Below are 13,518 nucleotides of genomic sequence, written 5' to 3' on the forward strand. Positions count from 1 at the left end.
AGATCGTGAACAGGTTCTAAGGCTTGCGGGCGATCAGTGTGGCTCGTACTGGCGCTGGCAAGCCTTCGAGGGTGCGACTGTGATCGGCCGGATCGAGAAAGTCGGGCAGCGACTGGAAGCGCATCCAGTCGGTGGCGCGCTGCTCCTCGACACGGGTGGTCGAGACGTCGACGCAACGCACGTCGAGGAACCCGGCGCGGCGCAGCCACAGTTCCAGTGCCGGCACCGAGGGCAGGAACCAGACATTGCGCATCTGCGCATAGCGATCCTCCGGCACCAGTACCTGTTGCGCATCGCCTTCGACGACCAGGGTTTCCAGCACCAGCTCACCGCCACGGCGCAGGCAGTCCTTGAGTTCCAGCAGATGATCGATGGGCGATCGCCGGTGATAGAGCACGCCCATGGAGAACACGCTGTCGAAGCCTTCCAGGCGCGGCGGCAATTCTTCCAGCGCCAGTGGCAGGTGCCAGGCCGGCAGGTCGGGCAGGTAGCGCTTGATGGCGAGGAACTGATTGAAGAACAGCCAGTTCGGATCGATGCCGATCACGCTGGAGGCACCGGCACCGAGCATGCGCCACATGTAGTAGCCGTTGCCGCAGCCGACATCCAGTACCCGTCGCCCTTGCAGGTCGATATGGGGCGAAACCCGCTCCCACTTCCAATCCGAGCGCCATTCGCTGTCGACATGCACGCCGAACAGGTCGAACGGCCCTTTGCGCCAGGGAATCAACCCTTGCAGGGCGCTGCGCAGTTCGTCGCGGGAGGCCTCGTCACAAGGGCCGTCCAGGCGCAGGCCGTGTTTCAGCGAGCGGAGCTGCGCGACCAGCGGCGGCAAGTCGAGCACGGCAGCGTACCAGCGTTGCAGGTCACCGTGGCCGACGGCCAGCTTGGCATCGAGATGACCGGGCAGATCGGCGGCCCAGTCTTGCAGTGGGGTGCCCGCCAGGGTTTGCTGGAGGGCGTCGAGGTCGAGTTGGTGAATCATGGCAGGGCGATCAATGAGGCGAAGTTGATGCATTGGAACCACGGCAGCACCTGGCTGAAACCGGCGGCGTGCAGGCGTTCGCGATGCTGCTCGAAGCTGTCGGGCTTCATCACGTTCTCGATGGCGCTGCGCTTCTGGGCGATTTCCAGTTCGCTGTAGCCGTTGGCTCGCTTGAAGGCGATGTGCAGATCGGTGAGCAGGGCCTGCTGCGAGTCGTCCTCGAAGCGCAGCTTTTCCGAGAGGATCAGTGCGCCACCCGGCAGCAAGGCCTGGCGGATGCGCTGGAGCAGGCCGAGGCGCTCCTGGGGCGGGATGAACTGCAGGGTGAAGTTCATGGCCACCAGCGAGGCCGGCTGAAATGCCAGATTGAGGATGTCGCCTTCGAGCACCTCGACCGGCAACAGCTCCTGGAACATTGAGTCCTGGGCGTGCAGGTATTCGCGGCAGCGCTCGACCATCGCGGTGGAGTTATCCATCGCGATCACCCGGCAACCATCCGCCTTCACATGGCGACGCAGGGACTGGGTCACCGCACCGAGCGAGCAGCCCAGGTCATACAGCGCCGAGTTGGCCTGGGCGAACTCGGCCGCCAGCACGCCGATGTTCTCGACGATGGTCGGGTAGCCTGGCACTGAACGCTTGATCATGTCCGGGAAGACCCGCACCACGTCCTCGTTGAAGACGAAATCCCTGATCTGTGGCTGCGGTTGGGAGAAAAGACGGTCGGGTTGGTCGGTCACGGCGGTTCCGGCGAGGGTAAAAAGGCCGGCATTTTATCCAAGTGGGGCCCGCGACCCAACCACCGTTGCGCCGACCGACATCCCGGGATGTCGAGACTTCAGCGTGGCACGTGGCCAGACTTGAGCCTTACGGGCGGCACGCCGGCCCTGTAAGGGTTAAGCTATGGTCGTCAAATCAATGGAGTGTGAAGACAAGATGAGAGCCGCAGCCAGACTCAGGGCCGGTTTCATGCTGGCGATCCTGATGCTCGTACTCAATGTGCTTTTGCCATTGGTCAGTACCTTGTGGATCTCGCAGAACCGCAAGGAATACGACCGGCAGCAGCACTTGAACGCGGAAATCTCTCTGCTCCTGTCTGCCCTCAAGGACGGTGAGACCGGCCAGCGTGGTTTTGCCATCACCGGGCGCGACGATTTCCTCTCGCCCCTGTATGCCGGTTATGCCGATGTCGACCGCCTGACGCGCCAGCTCAACAGCGAACTGGTCAACGACCCCGAGCTGGGGGGGCGGATGCAGGAGATGGAGGCGCGCATCGCCGAGCAGCGCACGTATTTCTCTCTGGTCATCGACACGCGGAGAGCGTCCGGTCTGCAGGCGACCAGCGAACTGATCAACCAGGGCAATGGCAAGCGCCTGATGGAAGGCCTGCGTGACCATGTTGCGGAAAGCCTCAGCGTTCAGCAGAGGCGCATTGTCGCACTGGAGTTGCAGGAGCAGTGGCGCGAGCGGATCAGCCTGGCCGGCCTGATGCTGATAGGCGTGCTCGACCTGGTCGTGATCGGCATGCTGTTCCATTTCACCTTTCATACGCTGCGCGAGTCGCGCAAGGTGCGCAACGAGCACATCAGCCTCAGCGGAAAACTTTCCGAAGGCGTGCAGCGCCTGGAGCAGCGCAACCTCGAAGTGTCGCTGCTCAGTCGCATGGCGGGCGCATTGCATTCCGTCACTCAGTTCGACGAGTGCTACACCATCATCAATCGTTTCGCCAAACAGCTGTTCCCTCACAACAGTGGTTGCCTGGCGCTTTATCATCCGTCGCGGGACATTCTCGAAGGCGCCATCAGTTGGGGCGACTGGCCCAAGGAGCTGCAGTTCTTCGAGCCGAACGCCTGCTGGGCCATCCGCCGTGGGCAGAGCCATGCGGTGCTGGATCCGGACAAGGACCTGATCTGCCCGCACTTGCATGACACCTCGGTGATCAGCCACGGCTACGTCTGCGTGCCGCTGATGGCCCAGGGCGAGCCGCTGGGCGTGCTGACCCTGGATCACAGCGTACTGGTCGATCTGGAGTTGGCCGAGGCGTTCGCCGAGCAGGTGTCCCTCGGCGTGGCCAACCTGTCGCTACGCGACAGCCTGCGCCAGCAGTCGCTGATGGACGCGTTGACCGGCCTGCACAATCGGCGTTTCCTCGACGAGACCTTGCGCCGTGAACTGCTGCGTGCCTCACGTAACCAGTTCAGCGTGGCGGTGGTGCTGCTGGACGTGGATCACTTCAAGCGTTTCAACGACACCTTCGGCCATGAGGCGGGCGACCTGATCCTGCGTCACCTGGCGCTGGAAATGAAACGCAACGTGCGCGGCAGCGATCTGGCGTGCCGCTACGGGGGGGAGGAGTTCGCCCTGGTCCTGCCGGAAATCAGCATGCAGGACGCCATCGAACGTTGCGAGCACCTGCGCCTGGCCGTCAGTCGCCTGCAGGTGCGCTATGGCGGCCAGCCACTCGGCCCGATCACCATTTCCCTGGGCCTGGCCTGGTTCCCGCGTGACGGCACAGAGGCCGAGGCCCTGTTGCATAACGCCGATCTGGCGCTCTACCGGGCGAAGAACGAGGGGCGCAACCGCCTGTGCGTATTCCAGGCGGAAATCGAGGCGGGCGCGGTCAACGGGCGGTGATGCCGCAATCGATGGTCTTTTCCGGCGCCAGGTCGGCTTCCCAGGGGCGCTGATAGGTCATCAGCAGGCGACCCTCGCCAGCTTGCTTGACCTGGTAGCGCCAGCTCGACTGGCCCGCGCCGCCAACCAGGCCGGCATCCTCGGGAGCGCTGTAGACCTCGGGGCCGAGGCTGCGCAGGACGCTCGGCGCCGCTTCGGTGACTTTCCAGCGCAGCCCCGTGGTCGGGTTGCTGGGCAGGGTGACGGTCAGGGTCTGGCCGGTGTAGACCTTCACCGGGCAGTCGCTCAGGTCGTCATCCAGCAGGGTGACGCTGGGCGGATGCTGGGCGCAGGCACCCAGCAGAACGAAGGCACAGGGCAACAGCAGGCGGGTCATGTAGCGCTCCTTGGGCGGCGGGTCGCGCCCAGCATAGCCCGTCGCGCCGAGTTCAGTCGAACAGCACCTTGGCCACGTCGCCGAAGCGCTTGGCGAAATGCACGGTGATGCCTTCCTTGAGGTAGTCGGGCAGTTCGGCGAAATCGCCACGGTTGGCTTCCGGCAGGATCAGCTCATGGAGCTTCTGCCGCCGGGCCGCGATGACTTTTTCCCGTACCCCGCCGATTGGCATGACTTGGCCGGTCAACGACAGCTCGCCGGTCATGGCCACGCCTTTCTTCGGGGCCTGGTCGCGCGCCAGGGAAAGCAAGGCGCTGGCCATGGTGATGCCGGCGCTGGGACCATCCTTGGGCGTGGCGCCATCCGGTACATGCAGGTGGACGAAGGCCTGGTCGAAGAAGGTCGGATCGCCCTTGAAGGTCTTCAGGTTGGAGCTGATGTAGCTGTAGGCGATCTCCGCCGATTCTTTCATCACGTCGCCAAGCTGGCCGGTGAGCTTGAAGCCGCGGTTGAGGGTATGGATACGTGTCGCTTCGATCGGCAAGGTCGCGCCGCCCATGCTGGTCCAGGCCAGGCCGGTGATGATGCCGGTGCCGGATAGCAGGCGCTCGGTGCGAAAATGCGGCATGCCCAGGTAGCCGTCCAGGTCCTTGGGGCCGATCTTGATCTTGCTGTCGGGGGTTTCCAGCAACGTGACCACGGCCTTGCGCACCAGCTTGCCCAACTGCTTCTCCAACTGCCGCACGCCCGCCTCGCGGGCATAGCCTTCGATGACCAGGCGCAGCGCGGCGTCGTTGATCGACAGCCGGTTCTTCGGCACCCCGGCGCGCTCCAACTGGCGCGGCCACAGGTGACGTTTGGCGATGGCCAGTTTCTCTTCGGCGATGTAGCCGGAGAGACGAATCACCTCCATGCGGTCGAGCAACGGGCCGGGGATCGAGTCCAGGGTGTTGGCGGTGCAGACGAACAGCACCTTGGACAGGTCCAGGCGCAGGTCCAGGTAGTGATCGAGGAATTCGACGTTCTGCTCCGGGTCGAGCGTCTCCAGCAGCGCCGAGGCCGGATCGCCCTGGTAGCTGGCGCCCATCTTGTCGATCTCGTCGAGCATGATCACCGGGTTCATCACCTCGACTTCCTTCAACGCCTGCACCAGCTTGCCAGGCATGGCGCCGATGTAGGTGCGCCGATGGCCCTTGATCTCCGCCTCGTCGCGCATGCCGCCGACGCTGAAGCGGTAGAACGGCCGCCCCAGGGACTCGGCGATGGATTTGCCGATGCTGGTCTTGCCCACGCCCGGCGGACCGACCAGGAGGACGATGGAGCCGGCGATCTCGCCTTTGAAGGCGCCCACGGCGAGGAATTCGAGGATGCGGTTCTTCACGTCGTCGAGGCCGGCGTGCTGGGTGTCGAGCACCTGGCGGGCGTGCTTGAGGTCCAGTTTGTCGCTGCCCAATACGCCCCAGGGTACGCTGGTGGCCCAGTCCAGGTAATTGCGGGTGACCGCGTATTCCGGCGAGCCGGATTCGAGGATGGCCAGCTTGGTCAGTTCTTCGTCGATACGCTTCTGCGCCTGGGCCGGTAGCGTGCGACCTTGCAGGCGGGCGCGGAACTCGTCGGCGTCGGCGCTCTTGTCATCCTTGGTGATGCCCAGCTCCTGCTGGATGATTTTCAACTGTTCCTTGAGGAAGAATTCGCGCTGGTGCTCGCCGATCTTGCGATTGACCTCTTCGGACAGCTCGTTCTGCAGGCGCGCGACTTCCACTTCCTTGCGCAGCAGCGGCAGGACTTTCTCCATGCGCTGCAGGATCGGCACGGTATCCAGGACCTCCTGCAGATCCCTGGCCGAGGCCGTGGTGAGGGCGGCGGCGAAGTCGGTCAGCGGCGAAGGCTGGTTGGGACTGAAACGGTTCAGGTAGTTCTTCAACTCCTCGCTGTACAGCGGGTTGAGCGGCAGCAGTTCTTTGATCGCGTTGATCAGCGCCATGCCGTAGGCCTTGACCTCGTCACGGGTGTCTTCGGCATTCTTCGGGTAATCGACCTCGGCCAGGTAGGGTGGGCGATGGCGCTTGAGCCAGCCGCGCACCTTGACGCGCGTCAGGCCCTGGGCGACGAACTGCAGCTTGCCGTCGGCGCGGCTGGCGTGGTGGACGCGCACCAGGGTGCCGTGCTGGGGCAGGCTCTCGGTGTCGAAGTGGCGCGGGTCGCTGACCGGCTGGTCGACGTAGAACAGCGCCAGGCTGTGATGCCCGGTATTGGCCACCAGCTCCAGGGTTTCTGCCCAATGCTCTTCATCGACGATCACCGGCAGCACCTGCGCCGGGAAGAACGGACGATTGTGGATCGGGATCACATACAGCTTGTCCGGCAGTGCCTGGTCGGGCAGGGCGAGGCTGGTTGCGGCCTGCGCTTCGATGAATTCGGCAGAGTTTTCTTCGCTCATGGGGCACCTTGGCTCGATTACTGTTCCTTTTAATGGGATGCCGTGGAGCGCTTTTCAATCCTCGGATTTTTTTGTGGCTCGCCATCCTTGGCCGCCACCCTTCGGGCCATCGCGAGCGACGTCAAAAATTGCTCCCGGCAATTTTTTGCCGGGCAGGCTGCCAACCCATGCCGATTGCAGTAGAGTGCGCAAAACCTGATCAGTGCCCACTCATGCTCAATGCCCGCCTGCTGTGCCTGGATACCCAAAGCCACGAACACGCCCACGATCATCATCAACTGGTGATGTCGCTGTCCGGGCGGGCCGAGTTCGAGGTTGGCGGCAGCGGTGGCGAGGTCTGTCGCATGCGTGCGTGCCTGGTGCCGGGCGATGCCGATCACCAGTTCGCCGGGGTTGGCGACAACCGCATGCTGATCCTCGACCTCGACGAGCAGGACACGCCGCCCGAGGACCTGGACCTGCTGGCGCAGATGTTCGAGATGCCGCGCTATCCGACCCTGGATGCGGATTTCCAGAACCTGCTGAGCTATGCCGGTGCCGAACTGGCTCGCTATGGCAGCGATCCGCATTTGGCCAGGGCCCTGGGCGGCGTGTTGTTGCGTGCGCTGCACCTGCGCCTGTTCGGCGAGCGGGTAGCGGTCGGCGGCAGCCTCAACCTGGAACGCCTGGACGGCTATATCGCCGAGAACCTGGCCCGGCGCATCACCGTAGTCGAACTGGCCCAGGTTTCCTGCCTCAGCCCGAGCCATTTTCATGCCCAGTTCAAGGATGCCATCGGCCTGACACCGCACCAGTACCTGCTCAAGGCACGCCTCGACCGTGCCTCGCGCCTGTTGCGCGAGACGCCGCTGGCGCTGGTGCGCATCGCCGAAGAGTGTGGTTTCTCCAGCCAGAGCGCATTGACCACGGCGATGCGTCGTTATCTTGGGTTGACGCCCAAGCGCTTGCGCAAGGCATAGCCAGGGGCTGTTGCCTCGAAGCTGCCTGTGCGAAATGTTGGCAAGGATATTCTCCAATATTGCCAACACCCCCTAGTCACCTTTCGCCACCGGTCGCTGCTCGTCGGTGATCCACTCGCTCCATGAGCCGGCGTACAGCGGCGTCAATGGGTAGCCGGCCAGGCTCAGGGCGAACAGGTTGTGGCAGGCGGTGACGCCAGAGCCGCAATAGGCCACCAGGGCTTCTCGCGGACGTTCGCCGCGCAGCGTGTCGAAGCGCTGGCGCAGTGTCCCGGCTGGCAGGAAGCGGCCATCAGGACCCAGGTTGTCGGTGAATACCGCGCATTGCGCCCCGGGGATATGGCCGGCGACCGGGTCGAGCGGTTCGACGTCGCCGCGAAAGCGCGGCAATGCACGGGCATCGAGCAGGGTCAGGTCCGGATCGCCGAGCAGCAGGTGCAATTGCTCGGCATTGATCAGCAGCTCGTTGTCGGGCTTGCCGTCGAATTGTCCCGGTGCCGATTGCGGCGTTGCCGTTGTCAGTGGCAGGTCGGCTTCCTTCCAGGCCTTCAGTCCGCCATCGAGGAGGAATACGCCGTCGCGCTTGCCCAGCCAGGCCAGCAGCCACCAGGCGCGGGCGGCGAAGGCGCCGGGACCGTCGTCGTAGAGCACGACGGTCGAGTCATCATTGATTCCCCACCCGCGCGCGGCGCTGATGAATGCCTCTACCGAGGGCAGCGGGTGGCGCCCGCTGAAACCTTTGCGTAGCGGACCTGACAGGTGTTTTTCCAGGTCGGCGAAGTGCGCGCCAGGGATATGCCCGGCGGCATGGCTGCGTGCGCCGTACTCGGGATCTTCCAGGGCGAAGCGGCAGTCGAGGATGATCAGCTCGGGGTCGTCGAGGCGACCGCCGAGCTGCTCGGCCGTCAGCAATTGGGCGATTGGCATGGGAACTCCTGTATCGAAACTGTAATTTTGGCCATCATAAGAGCGGCTTGAAAAAAGGATAAGCACTCTACGCGACCGTGCGCGACGAGTGTCATCGAGGAGATTTCATGTTCAATCTGCACCCCGCCGGGCGAGGCGCCAACGTCATCCAGCGCGCCGGCGTGATCCTGGGCACCGCTTTGGTGACCTTTCATTTCTGTTCCCTGATCATCCTGAGAGCGACCTTTCGTCAACTGCGCCGCGAGCATATCGACAGTTACACCCGGCGCTGGTCGAAGCAACTGCTGCGTCTGCCGAGGGTCAGCCTGAGCATCCACGGCGCGCCATTGCCGGATTTCAACGACGGTCGTCGATATCTGCTGCTCAGTACCCATTCCAGCCATTACGACATTCCGGCAACCTTCGTTTCGATTCCTGGCTCGGTGCGCATGCTGGCCAAGAGCGAGCTGTTCCGCATCCCGCTATTCGGGCCCGCGATTCGTGCCGGCGAATTCCCTTCCATCGATCGACGCAATGCCTCGCAGGCACGCCGCGACCTGGAGCGGGCCAGGCAAATGATGGAGAGCGGTATCGTGCTCTGGGCCGCCCCGGAGGGGACGCGTTCCCAGGATGGGCAATTGTTGCCGTTCAAGAAGGGCTGCTTTCACCTGGCGCTCAATACCAACGCGATCATCGTGCCGATTGCCTTTCGCGGTATCCATCGGCTGCAGCCGGCCCGCACCTGGCAGCTCAACCCCGGCCAGGCCGTGCAGTTGCATGTGGGCGAGCCTATCGATAGCAGCGCCTATGACGTCGAGCGCCTGGCCGAGCTGATGACCGATACCCGCCTGAGCATGCTGGCGCTATTGGGCGAAGAGAACGAGCTTGCGCCGTTGCTCGAGCCGATTCCCAGCGAAGCGGTGTGAGCGCGTCCCGTATATACTGCGCGGCATTGTCATAGGAGGGCCGCGTGGCCATCGATATTCAGTGGATCACCGACGACGCCAGCCTGGCGCGTCATTGTGCGCAGTGGCAGCGCTTGCCATTCGTCGCCCTCGACACCGAGTTCATGCGGGTCGACACCTTCTATCCGATCGCCGGGCTGCTGCAGGTCGGCGACGGCCAGACCGCCTATCTGATCGATCCGCTGCGGATCGATGACTGGAAACCGTTCGCCGCGCTGCTCGAAGACACCGGGGTGACCAAGGTTCTGCACGCGTGCAGCGAAGACCTGGAGGTATTCCTGCGCCTGACCGGCAGCCTGCCGTTGCCGCTGTTCGATACTCAGTTGGCCGCCGGTTACCTGAACATCGGCTTTTCCATGGGTTATTCGCGCTTGGTACAGGAGGTGCTGAACCTCGAGTTGCCCAAGGGCGAAACCCGCTCCGACTGGCTGCAGCGACCGCTGTCGGACACCCAGATCAGCTATGCCGCCGAGGATGCCCAGCACCTGGCCGAGCTGTATTGCGCGCTGCTGCCGAGGCTTGCGGCGGAAAAGCTGGCCTGGGTTCTCGAGGATGGCGCCGAACTGGTGATCAACCAACGCCGCGAAGTGGACCCGGACGAGGCCTACCGCGAAGCCAAGCTGGGCTGGAAGCTTTCGCGCCAGCAATTGTCCGTGCTGCGTGCGTTGTATGCCTGGCGCGAACGTCAGGCGCGCGCGCGCGACCAGCCGCGCAACCGGGTGATCCGCGAGCATTGCCTGTGGCCGATGGCGCGTTTCCAGCCGGATAACAACGTGGCCCTGGCACGCATCGAGGACATGCATCCAAAGACCGTGCGCCAGGACGGCGAGACTTTGCTGACGATCATTCGCGAGGCTGGCCAGTTGCCGCCGGAGGCCTGGCCTGAGCCGTTGCCGGCGCCATTGCCGCTGGAGGCCGCGGCGTTGCTCAAGACCCTGCGTGCCGTCGGTCAGCGCGAGGGCGAACGCCTGCACATCGCCCCGGAACTGATGCTGAAGAAGAAACCCCTGGAGGCGCTGTTGCGCTCCGGTTATCCCGACGGGCCCTGGCAACTGCCAGACAGCCTACGTGGATGGCGCCGTGAACTGATGGGCCAGGCATTGCTCGCGGCCCTGGAAAAATGACATGAAAAAGATCTGCTCGATTTACAAAAGCCCGCGCAAGGAAGGCATGTATCTCTACGTGCTCAAGGCCGAAGCCCTTGGCCGTGTGCCAGAGGGCCTGCTGACGGCCTTCGGCGCGCCTCGGCATGCGTTCGACATGATCCTCACGCCGGAAAAGAAGCTGGCGCGCGAAGACATCGGCAAGGTGCTGCAGAACCTGGAAACCCAGGGCTATCACTTGCAGATGCCGCCCCCCGAGGACGAATACATCGAGCACCTGCCTGAAGAACTGCTGCGGATGAACGATCCTGTCTGAACGTCGCCGCTAGAGCGGGCGCATCAGCAGTTCGTCGACGGCGCGACCACCGATGAACTGTTCCTCCACCAACCTGCGCACGTCCGCTTCATCCCGTACCTGATACCAGGCGCCAGGCGGATACACGCTCAGGGTCGGTCCCTGGTCGCAGGGGAACTGGCACTGGGTGCGGGTGATGTGCACGCCTCCCGCGCATTCGAGTTTGCCCGCTGCCTTGAGTTGTTCGCGCAGTGCCTTCCACAACGGCAGGGCGCCACGGCGTGTGCAGCGTGGGCCATTGCACAGCAATACGCGGTAGTCATGCACGGGGATGTGCGACCAGCTATGCGACGTCGGCAGCGTTTCGACCCGCTCGCAGGGCAGGTGTTTGCTCGTGTCCGCGATCAACATGGGCAGGGCGGCGACCTGTGCGGCATCACCCGGCGCGACGAACAGCCACTCCGGCTTGCCCCGGACTTGCAGTTCGCTGCGCAGCCAGTCGAATTGCTGGCTGCTGGTCTGCGGGTCGAGATCGATCAGCAGGGTCGTTCCGTCCAGGCTTTCTAGCCGTTGCCAGAGTGCTTCGTAGCTGGTCGTCGTGTCGACGATAGCGGCCAGGGCCTGTTCGCCGAACTGCATGCTCAGTTGCTGGCGAAACAGTTCGGCGAAGGACCCACGCAGCAGGTCGGGGCCGACGAACAGGACGCGAGTGTAAGGGGACGCGGACATGGGTGTTCCAAGGCTGAAAGGCCGGACAGTCTAACCTAGGGGGCTGTTGCCGTTTCGTCGCGACAACGCGTCTTGCGCCGAAACGGCAACAGACCCTAGGCGCAGGTTGCAATTCAGGCGCGTGTTGGCGGAAGGTCGCGAAGCGATATGCCGGCCGTCACCAGCGCCTGTTGCAGGCTGGCGAGGTCGGCGAACGTTCTATCCACCCCCGGCAACTCAGGGCGGGCCATGATCAGCACCGGCAGGCCGCGCTCGCGGGCCACCTGCAGCTTGGCTTCGGTGGCCGCGCCGCCGCTGTTCTTGCTCACCAGCACATCGAAGCGTTGCGTAGCGAAGAGCTGCCGCTCCTTGTCCAGGTCGAACGGCCCGCGATCCCCGATCACCCGGGCTTGTGCGTTGCCGGGGTGGGCGTCGAGCATGCGAATGGTCCAGAACTGCGTGGCCGGGATGTTTTCGAGGTGCGCCAGCGGTTCGCGGCCCAGGGTGAAGAACGGCCGCTGGAACGAGGCAAGGGCATGAGCCAGGCCATCCCAGTCGGCCACCTCGCGCCAATCGTCATCCGCTCCAGCCAGCCAACCGGGACGGCGCAATGCCCAGCAGGGGATGGCGCACTGACTGGCTGCCTGGGCGGCGTTGCGGCTGATCCTGGAGGCATAGGGATGCGTCACGTCGAGCAGCAACTCGATGCGTTGTTCGACGATGAAGCGCGCCAGGCCCTCGGCGCCGCCGAAACCGCCGACACGAACCTGGCAGTCCAGGTCATCCGGGACCTTGCCCAACCCGGCGAGGCTGTAGATATGCGTCGGGCCCAACTGGCGGGCGAGCTTGAGCGCGTCGCCCACGCCGCCGAGAAGCAGGAGGCGGGTCATGGCTTGCGTTGTTCGAGCAGGGTGATCGGCAGGGCGCTGCGCCAGGTGTCGAAGCCGCCCAGTGGCTGGGCCTGGGATACCACCAGGCGGGTCAGTTCGCCGCCATGGCGCTCGCGCCAGTTGATCAGCATCGACTCGCTCTGCAGGGTCACTGCATTGGCGACCAGGCGCCCGCCGGGTTTCAGTGCATCCCAGCAGCGTTCGAGCACGCCGGGAATGGTGACGCCGCCACCGATGAACACCGCGTCCGGCGCCTCCAGGCCATGTAGAGCCTCGGGGGCGCTGCCGGCGACCAGTTGCAGGCCGGGTACGCCAAGGGCGTCGCGGTTCTGCTGGATCAGTTGCCGGCGGCCTGCGTCCTCTTCGATGGCGAGGGCGCGGCAGCTTGGATGGGCGCGCATCCACTCGATACCGATGGAGCCGCAGCCGGCACCGACATCCCACAGCAGCTCGCCGGGGCTTGGCGCGAGGCGGGCGAGGGTCACCGCACGCACGTCCCGCTTGGTCAGTTGGCCATCATGGTTGAAGGCATTGTCGGGCAAGCCACAGGTCAGTGGTAAACGAATGGCATCATTGTCGGGGACGCATTGCACGGCGACCAGATTGAGGGCTGCCGCTTCGTTCAAGGCCCAGTTTTGCGCCAGGCCTTCGACCTGTCGTTCCTGGGGGCCGCCAAGATGCTCCAGTACGCTGAGGCGGCTGCAGCCGAAGCCGCGCGTGCGCAGCAGGGCGGCGATGGCGGCCGGGCTGTGGCCGTCATTGCTCAGGATCAGCAGGCGTCGGCCAGGGTGAATGTGGGCGTTGAGGGCGGCCAGCGGCCGGGCGACGACCGAGAGTAGCGTCACCTCCTGCAGCGGCCAGCCCATGCGCGCGGCGGCGAGGGAATAGGAGGAGGGGGCCGGCAGCACGCGCAGTTCATCGCTGGCCACCTGCCGCGCCAGGCTGGCGCCGACACCGAACAGCATCGGGTCGCCGCTGGCGAGCACGCACACCGGCGTGCCGCGCCGGGCCAGAACCGGCTCCAGGCTGAAGGGCGAAGGCCACGCCTCACGCGGGGCGCGGATGCAGGGTGGCAGCAGGTCGAGCTGGCGCGGCGCGGCGACGATCAGGCGAGCGTCGAGCAACGCCCGGCGAGCGAGCTTGCCCATCCCCGAATAGCCGTCTTCGCCGATCCCCACTATCGTCAACCACTGTGCCATCGGCGTTCCTCTCTACAGGCCTGGCCCGGCGACGAGCAGGCTTGGCGCCAGGCCGGGC

At 64.6% G+C, this 13,518-nt stretch carries 13 protein-coding genes; 5 read left to right on the plus strand and 8 right to left on the minus strand.

Features of this window, described 5'->3' with window-relative positions:
• Positions 1-16: 16 nt before the first annotated feature.
• Together cmoB and cmoA are read right to left on the minus strand one after the other, a co-directional pair.
• On the minus strand, positions 17-985 hold the full coding sequence (gene cmoB / locus ACSZPK_RS19835) for a tRNA 5-methoxyuridine(34)/uridine 5-oxyacetic acid(34) synthase CmoB (protein ID WP_437883253.1): 969 nt from the start codon (positions 983-985) through the stop codon (positions 17-19).
• Positions 982-1,725 (minus strand): carboxy-S-adenosyl-L-methionine synthase CmoA, encoded by a 744-nt coding sequence (cmoA, locus tag ACSZPK_RS19840; RefSeq protein WP_437883254.1) that lies wholly within the window; start codon positions 1,723-1,725, stop codon positions 982-984. Before cmoA ends, cmoB begins: the two co-directional genes overlap by 4 nt.
• 196 nt (positions 1,726-1,921) lie before the next feature.
• On the opposite strand from cmoA, the gene ACSZPK_RS19845 reads away from it, so the two are divergent.
• Complete coding sequence (locus ACSZPK_RS19845) at positions 1,922-3,619, plus strand: sensor domain-containing diguanylate cyclase (protein ID WP_437883255.1); 1,698 nt, start codon at positions 1,922-1,924, stop codon at positions 3,617-3,619.
• On the opposite strand, the gene ACSZPK_RS19850 is transcribed toward ACSZPK_RS19845, so the two are convergent.
• Both ACSZPK_RS19850 and lon read right to left on the minus strand, forming a co-directional pair.
• Entirely contained in the window at positions 3,606-3,995 is a 390-nt protein-coding gene (locus tag ACSZPK_RS19850; protein WP_437883256.1) for a protease inhibitor I42 family protein, read from the minus strand. The two genes, ACSZPK_RS19845 and ACSZPK_RS19850, sit on opposite strands and share 14 nt — an antisense overlap.
• Positions 3,996-4,047: 52 nt before the next feature.
• Positions 4,048-6,435, minus strand: coding sequence for an endopeptidase La (gene lon / locus ACSZPK_RS19855; protein WP_437883257.1), 2,388 nt, complete (start codon positions 6,433-6,435; stop codon positions 4,048-4,050).
• A 212-nt stretch (positions 6,436-6,647) separates the two neighbouring features.
• On the opposite strand from lon, the gene ACSZPK_RS19860 reads away from it, so the two are divergent.
• Positions 6,648-7,394: an AraC family transcriptional regulator gene (locus tag ACSZPK_RS19860; protein ID WP_437883258.1), complete on the plus strand. Its 747-nt coding sequence runs from the start codon at positions 6,648-6,650 to the stop codon at positions 7,392-7,394.
• 72 nt (positions 7,395-7,466) lie between these two features.
• On the opposite strand, the gene ACSZPK_RS19865 is transcribed toward ACSZPK_RS19860, so the two are convergent.
• Positions 7,467-8,321 (minus strand): sulfurtransferase, encoded by an 855-nt coding sequence (locus tag ACSZPK_RS19865; protein ID WP_437883259.1) that lies wholly within the window; start codon positions 8,319-8,321, stop codon positions 7,467-7,469.
• A 107-nt stretch (positions 8,322-8,428) separates the two neighbouring features.
• On the opposite strand from ACSZPK_RS19865, the gene ACSZPK_RS19870 reads away from it, so the two are divergent.
• Genes ACSZPK_RS19870 through ACSZPK_RS19880 form a run of 3 tightly spaced genes read left to right on the plus strand, consistent with a single transcriptional unit; the run spans position 8,429 to position 10,684 of the window.
• Positions 8,429-9,226 carry a lysophospholipid acyltransferase family protein gene (locus tag ACSZPK_RS19870; protein ID WP_437883260.1) on the plus strand — a complete coding sequence of 266 codons (798 nt, stop codon included), beginning with the start codon at positions 8,429-8,431 and terminating at the stop codon, positions 9,224-9,226.
• Between the two features lie 44 nt (positions 9,227-9,270).
• Positions 9,271-10,389 carry a ribonuclease D gene (rnd, locus tag ACSZPK_RS19875; protein WP_437883261.1) on the plus strand — a complete coding sequence of 373 codons (1,119 nt, stop codon included), beginning with the start codon at positions 9,271-9,273 and terminating at the stop codon, positions 10,387-10,389.
• 1 nt (position 10,390) lies between these two features.
• Positions 10,391-10,684 (plus strand): YcgL domain-containing protein, encoded by a 294-nt coding sequence (locus ACSZPK_RS19880; protein ID WP_437883262.1) that lies wholly within the window; start codon positions 10,391-10,393, stop codon positions 10,682-10,684.
• 9 nt (positions 10,685-10,693) lie between these two features.
• On the opposite strand, the gene ACSZPK_RS19885 is transcribed toward ACSZPK_RS19880, so the two are convergent.
• The 3 genes from ACSZPK_RS19885 to cbiE form a co-directional block, all read right to left on the minus strand.
• Complete coding sequence (locus ACSZPK_RS19885) at positions 10,694-11,392, minus strand: (2Fe-2S) ferredoxin domain-containing protein (RefSeq protein ID WP_437883263.1); 699 nt, start codon at positions 11,390-11,392, stop codon at positions 10,694-10,696.
• Positions 11,393-11,505: 113 nt separating this feature from the next.
• Positions 11,506-12,261 (minus strand): cobalt-precorrin-6A reductase, encoded by a 756-nt coding sequence (locus ACSZPK_RS19890; protein WP_437883264.1) that lies wholly within the window; start codon positions 12,259-12,261, stop codon positions 11,506-11,508.
• Positions 12,258-13,460: a precorrin-6y C5,15-methyltransferase (decarboxylating) subunit CbiE gene (cbiE, locus tag ACSZPK_RS19895; protein ID WP_437883265.1), complete on the minus strand. Its 1,203-nt coding sequence runs from the start codon at positions 13,458-13,460 to the stop codon at positions 12,258-12,260. The genes ACSZPK_RS19890 and cbiE overlap by 4 nt, the downstream gene beginning before the upstream one ends.
• Between the last annotated feature and the right edge of the window lie 58 nt (positions 13,461-13,518).

The organism is Pseudomonas sp. LRF_L74, from assembly GCF_965644255.1.
GTDB lineage: Bacteria > Pseudomonadota > Gammaproteobacteria > Pseudomonadales > Pseudomonadaceae > Aquipseudomonas.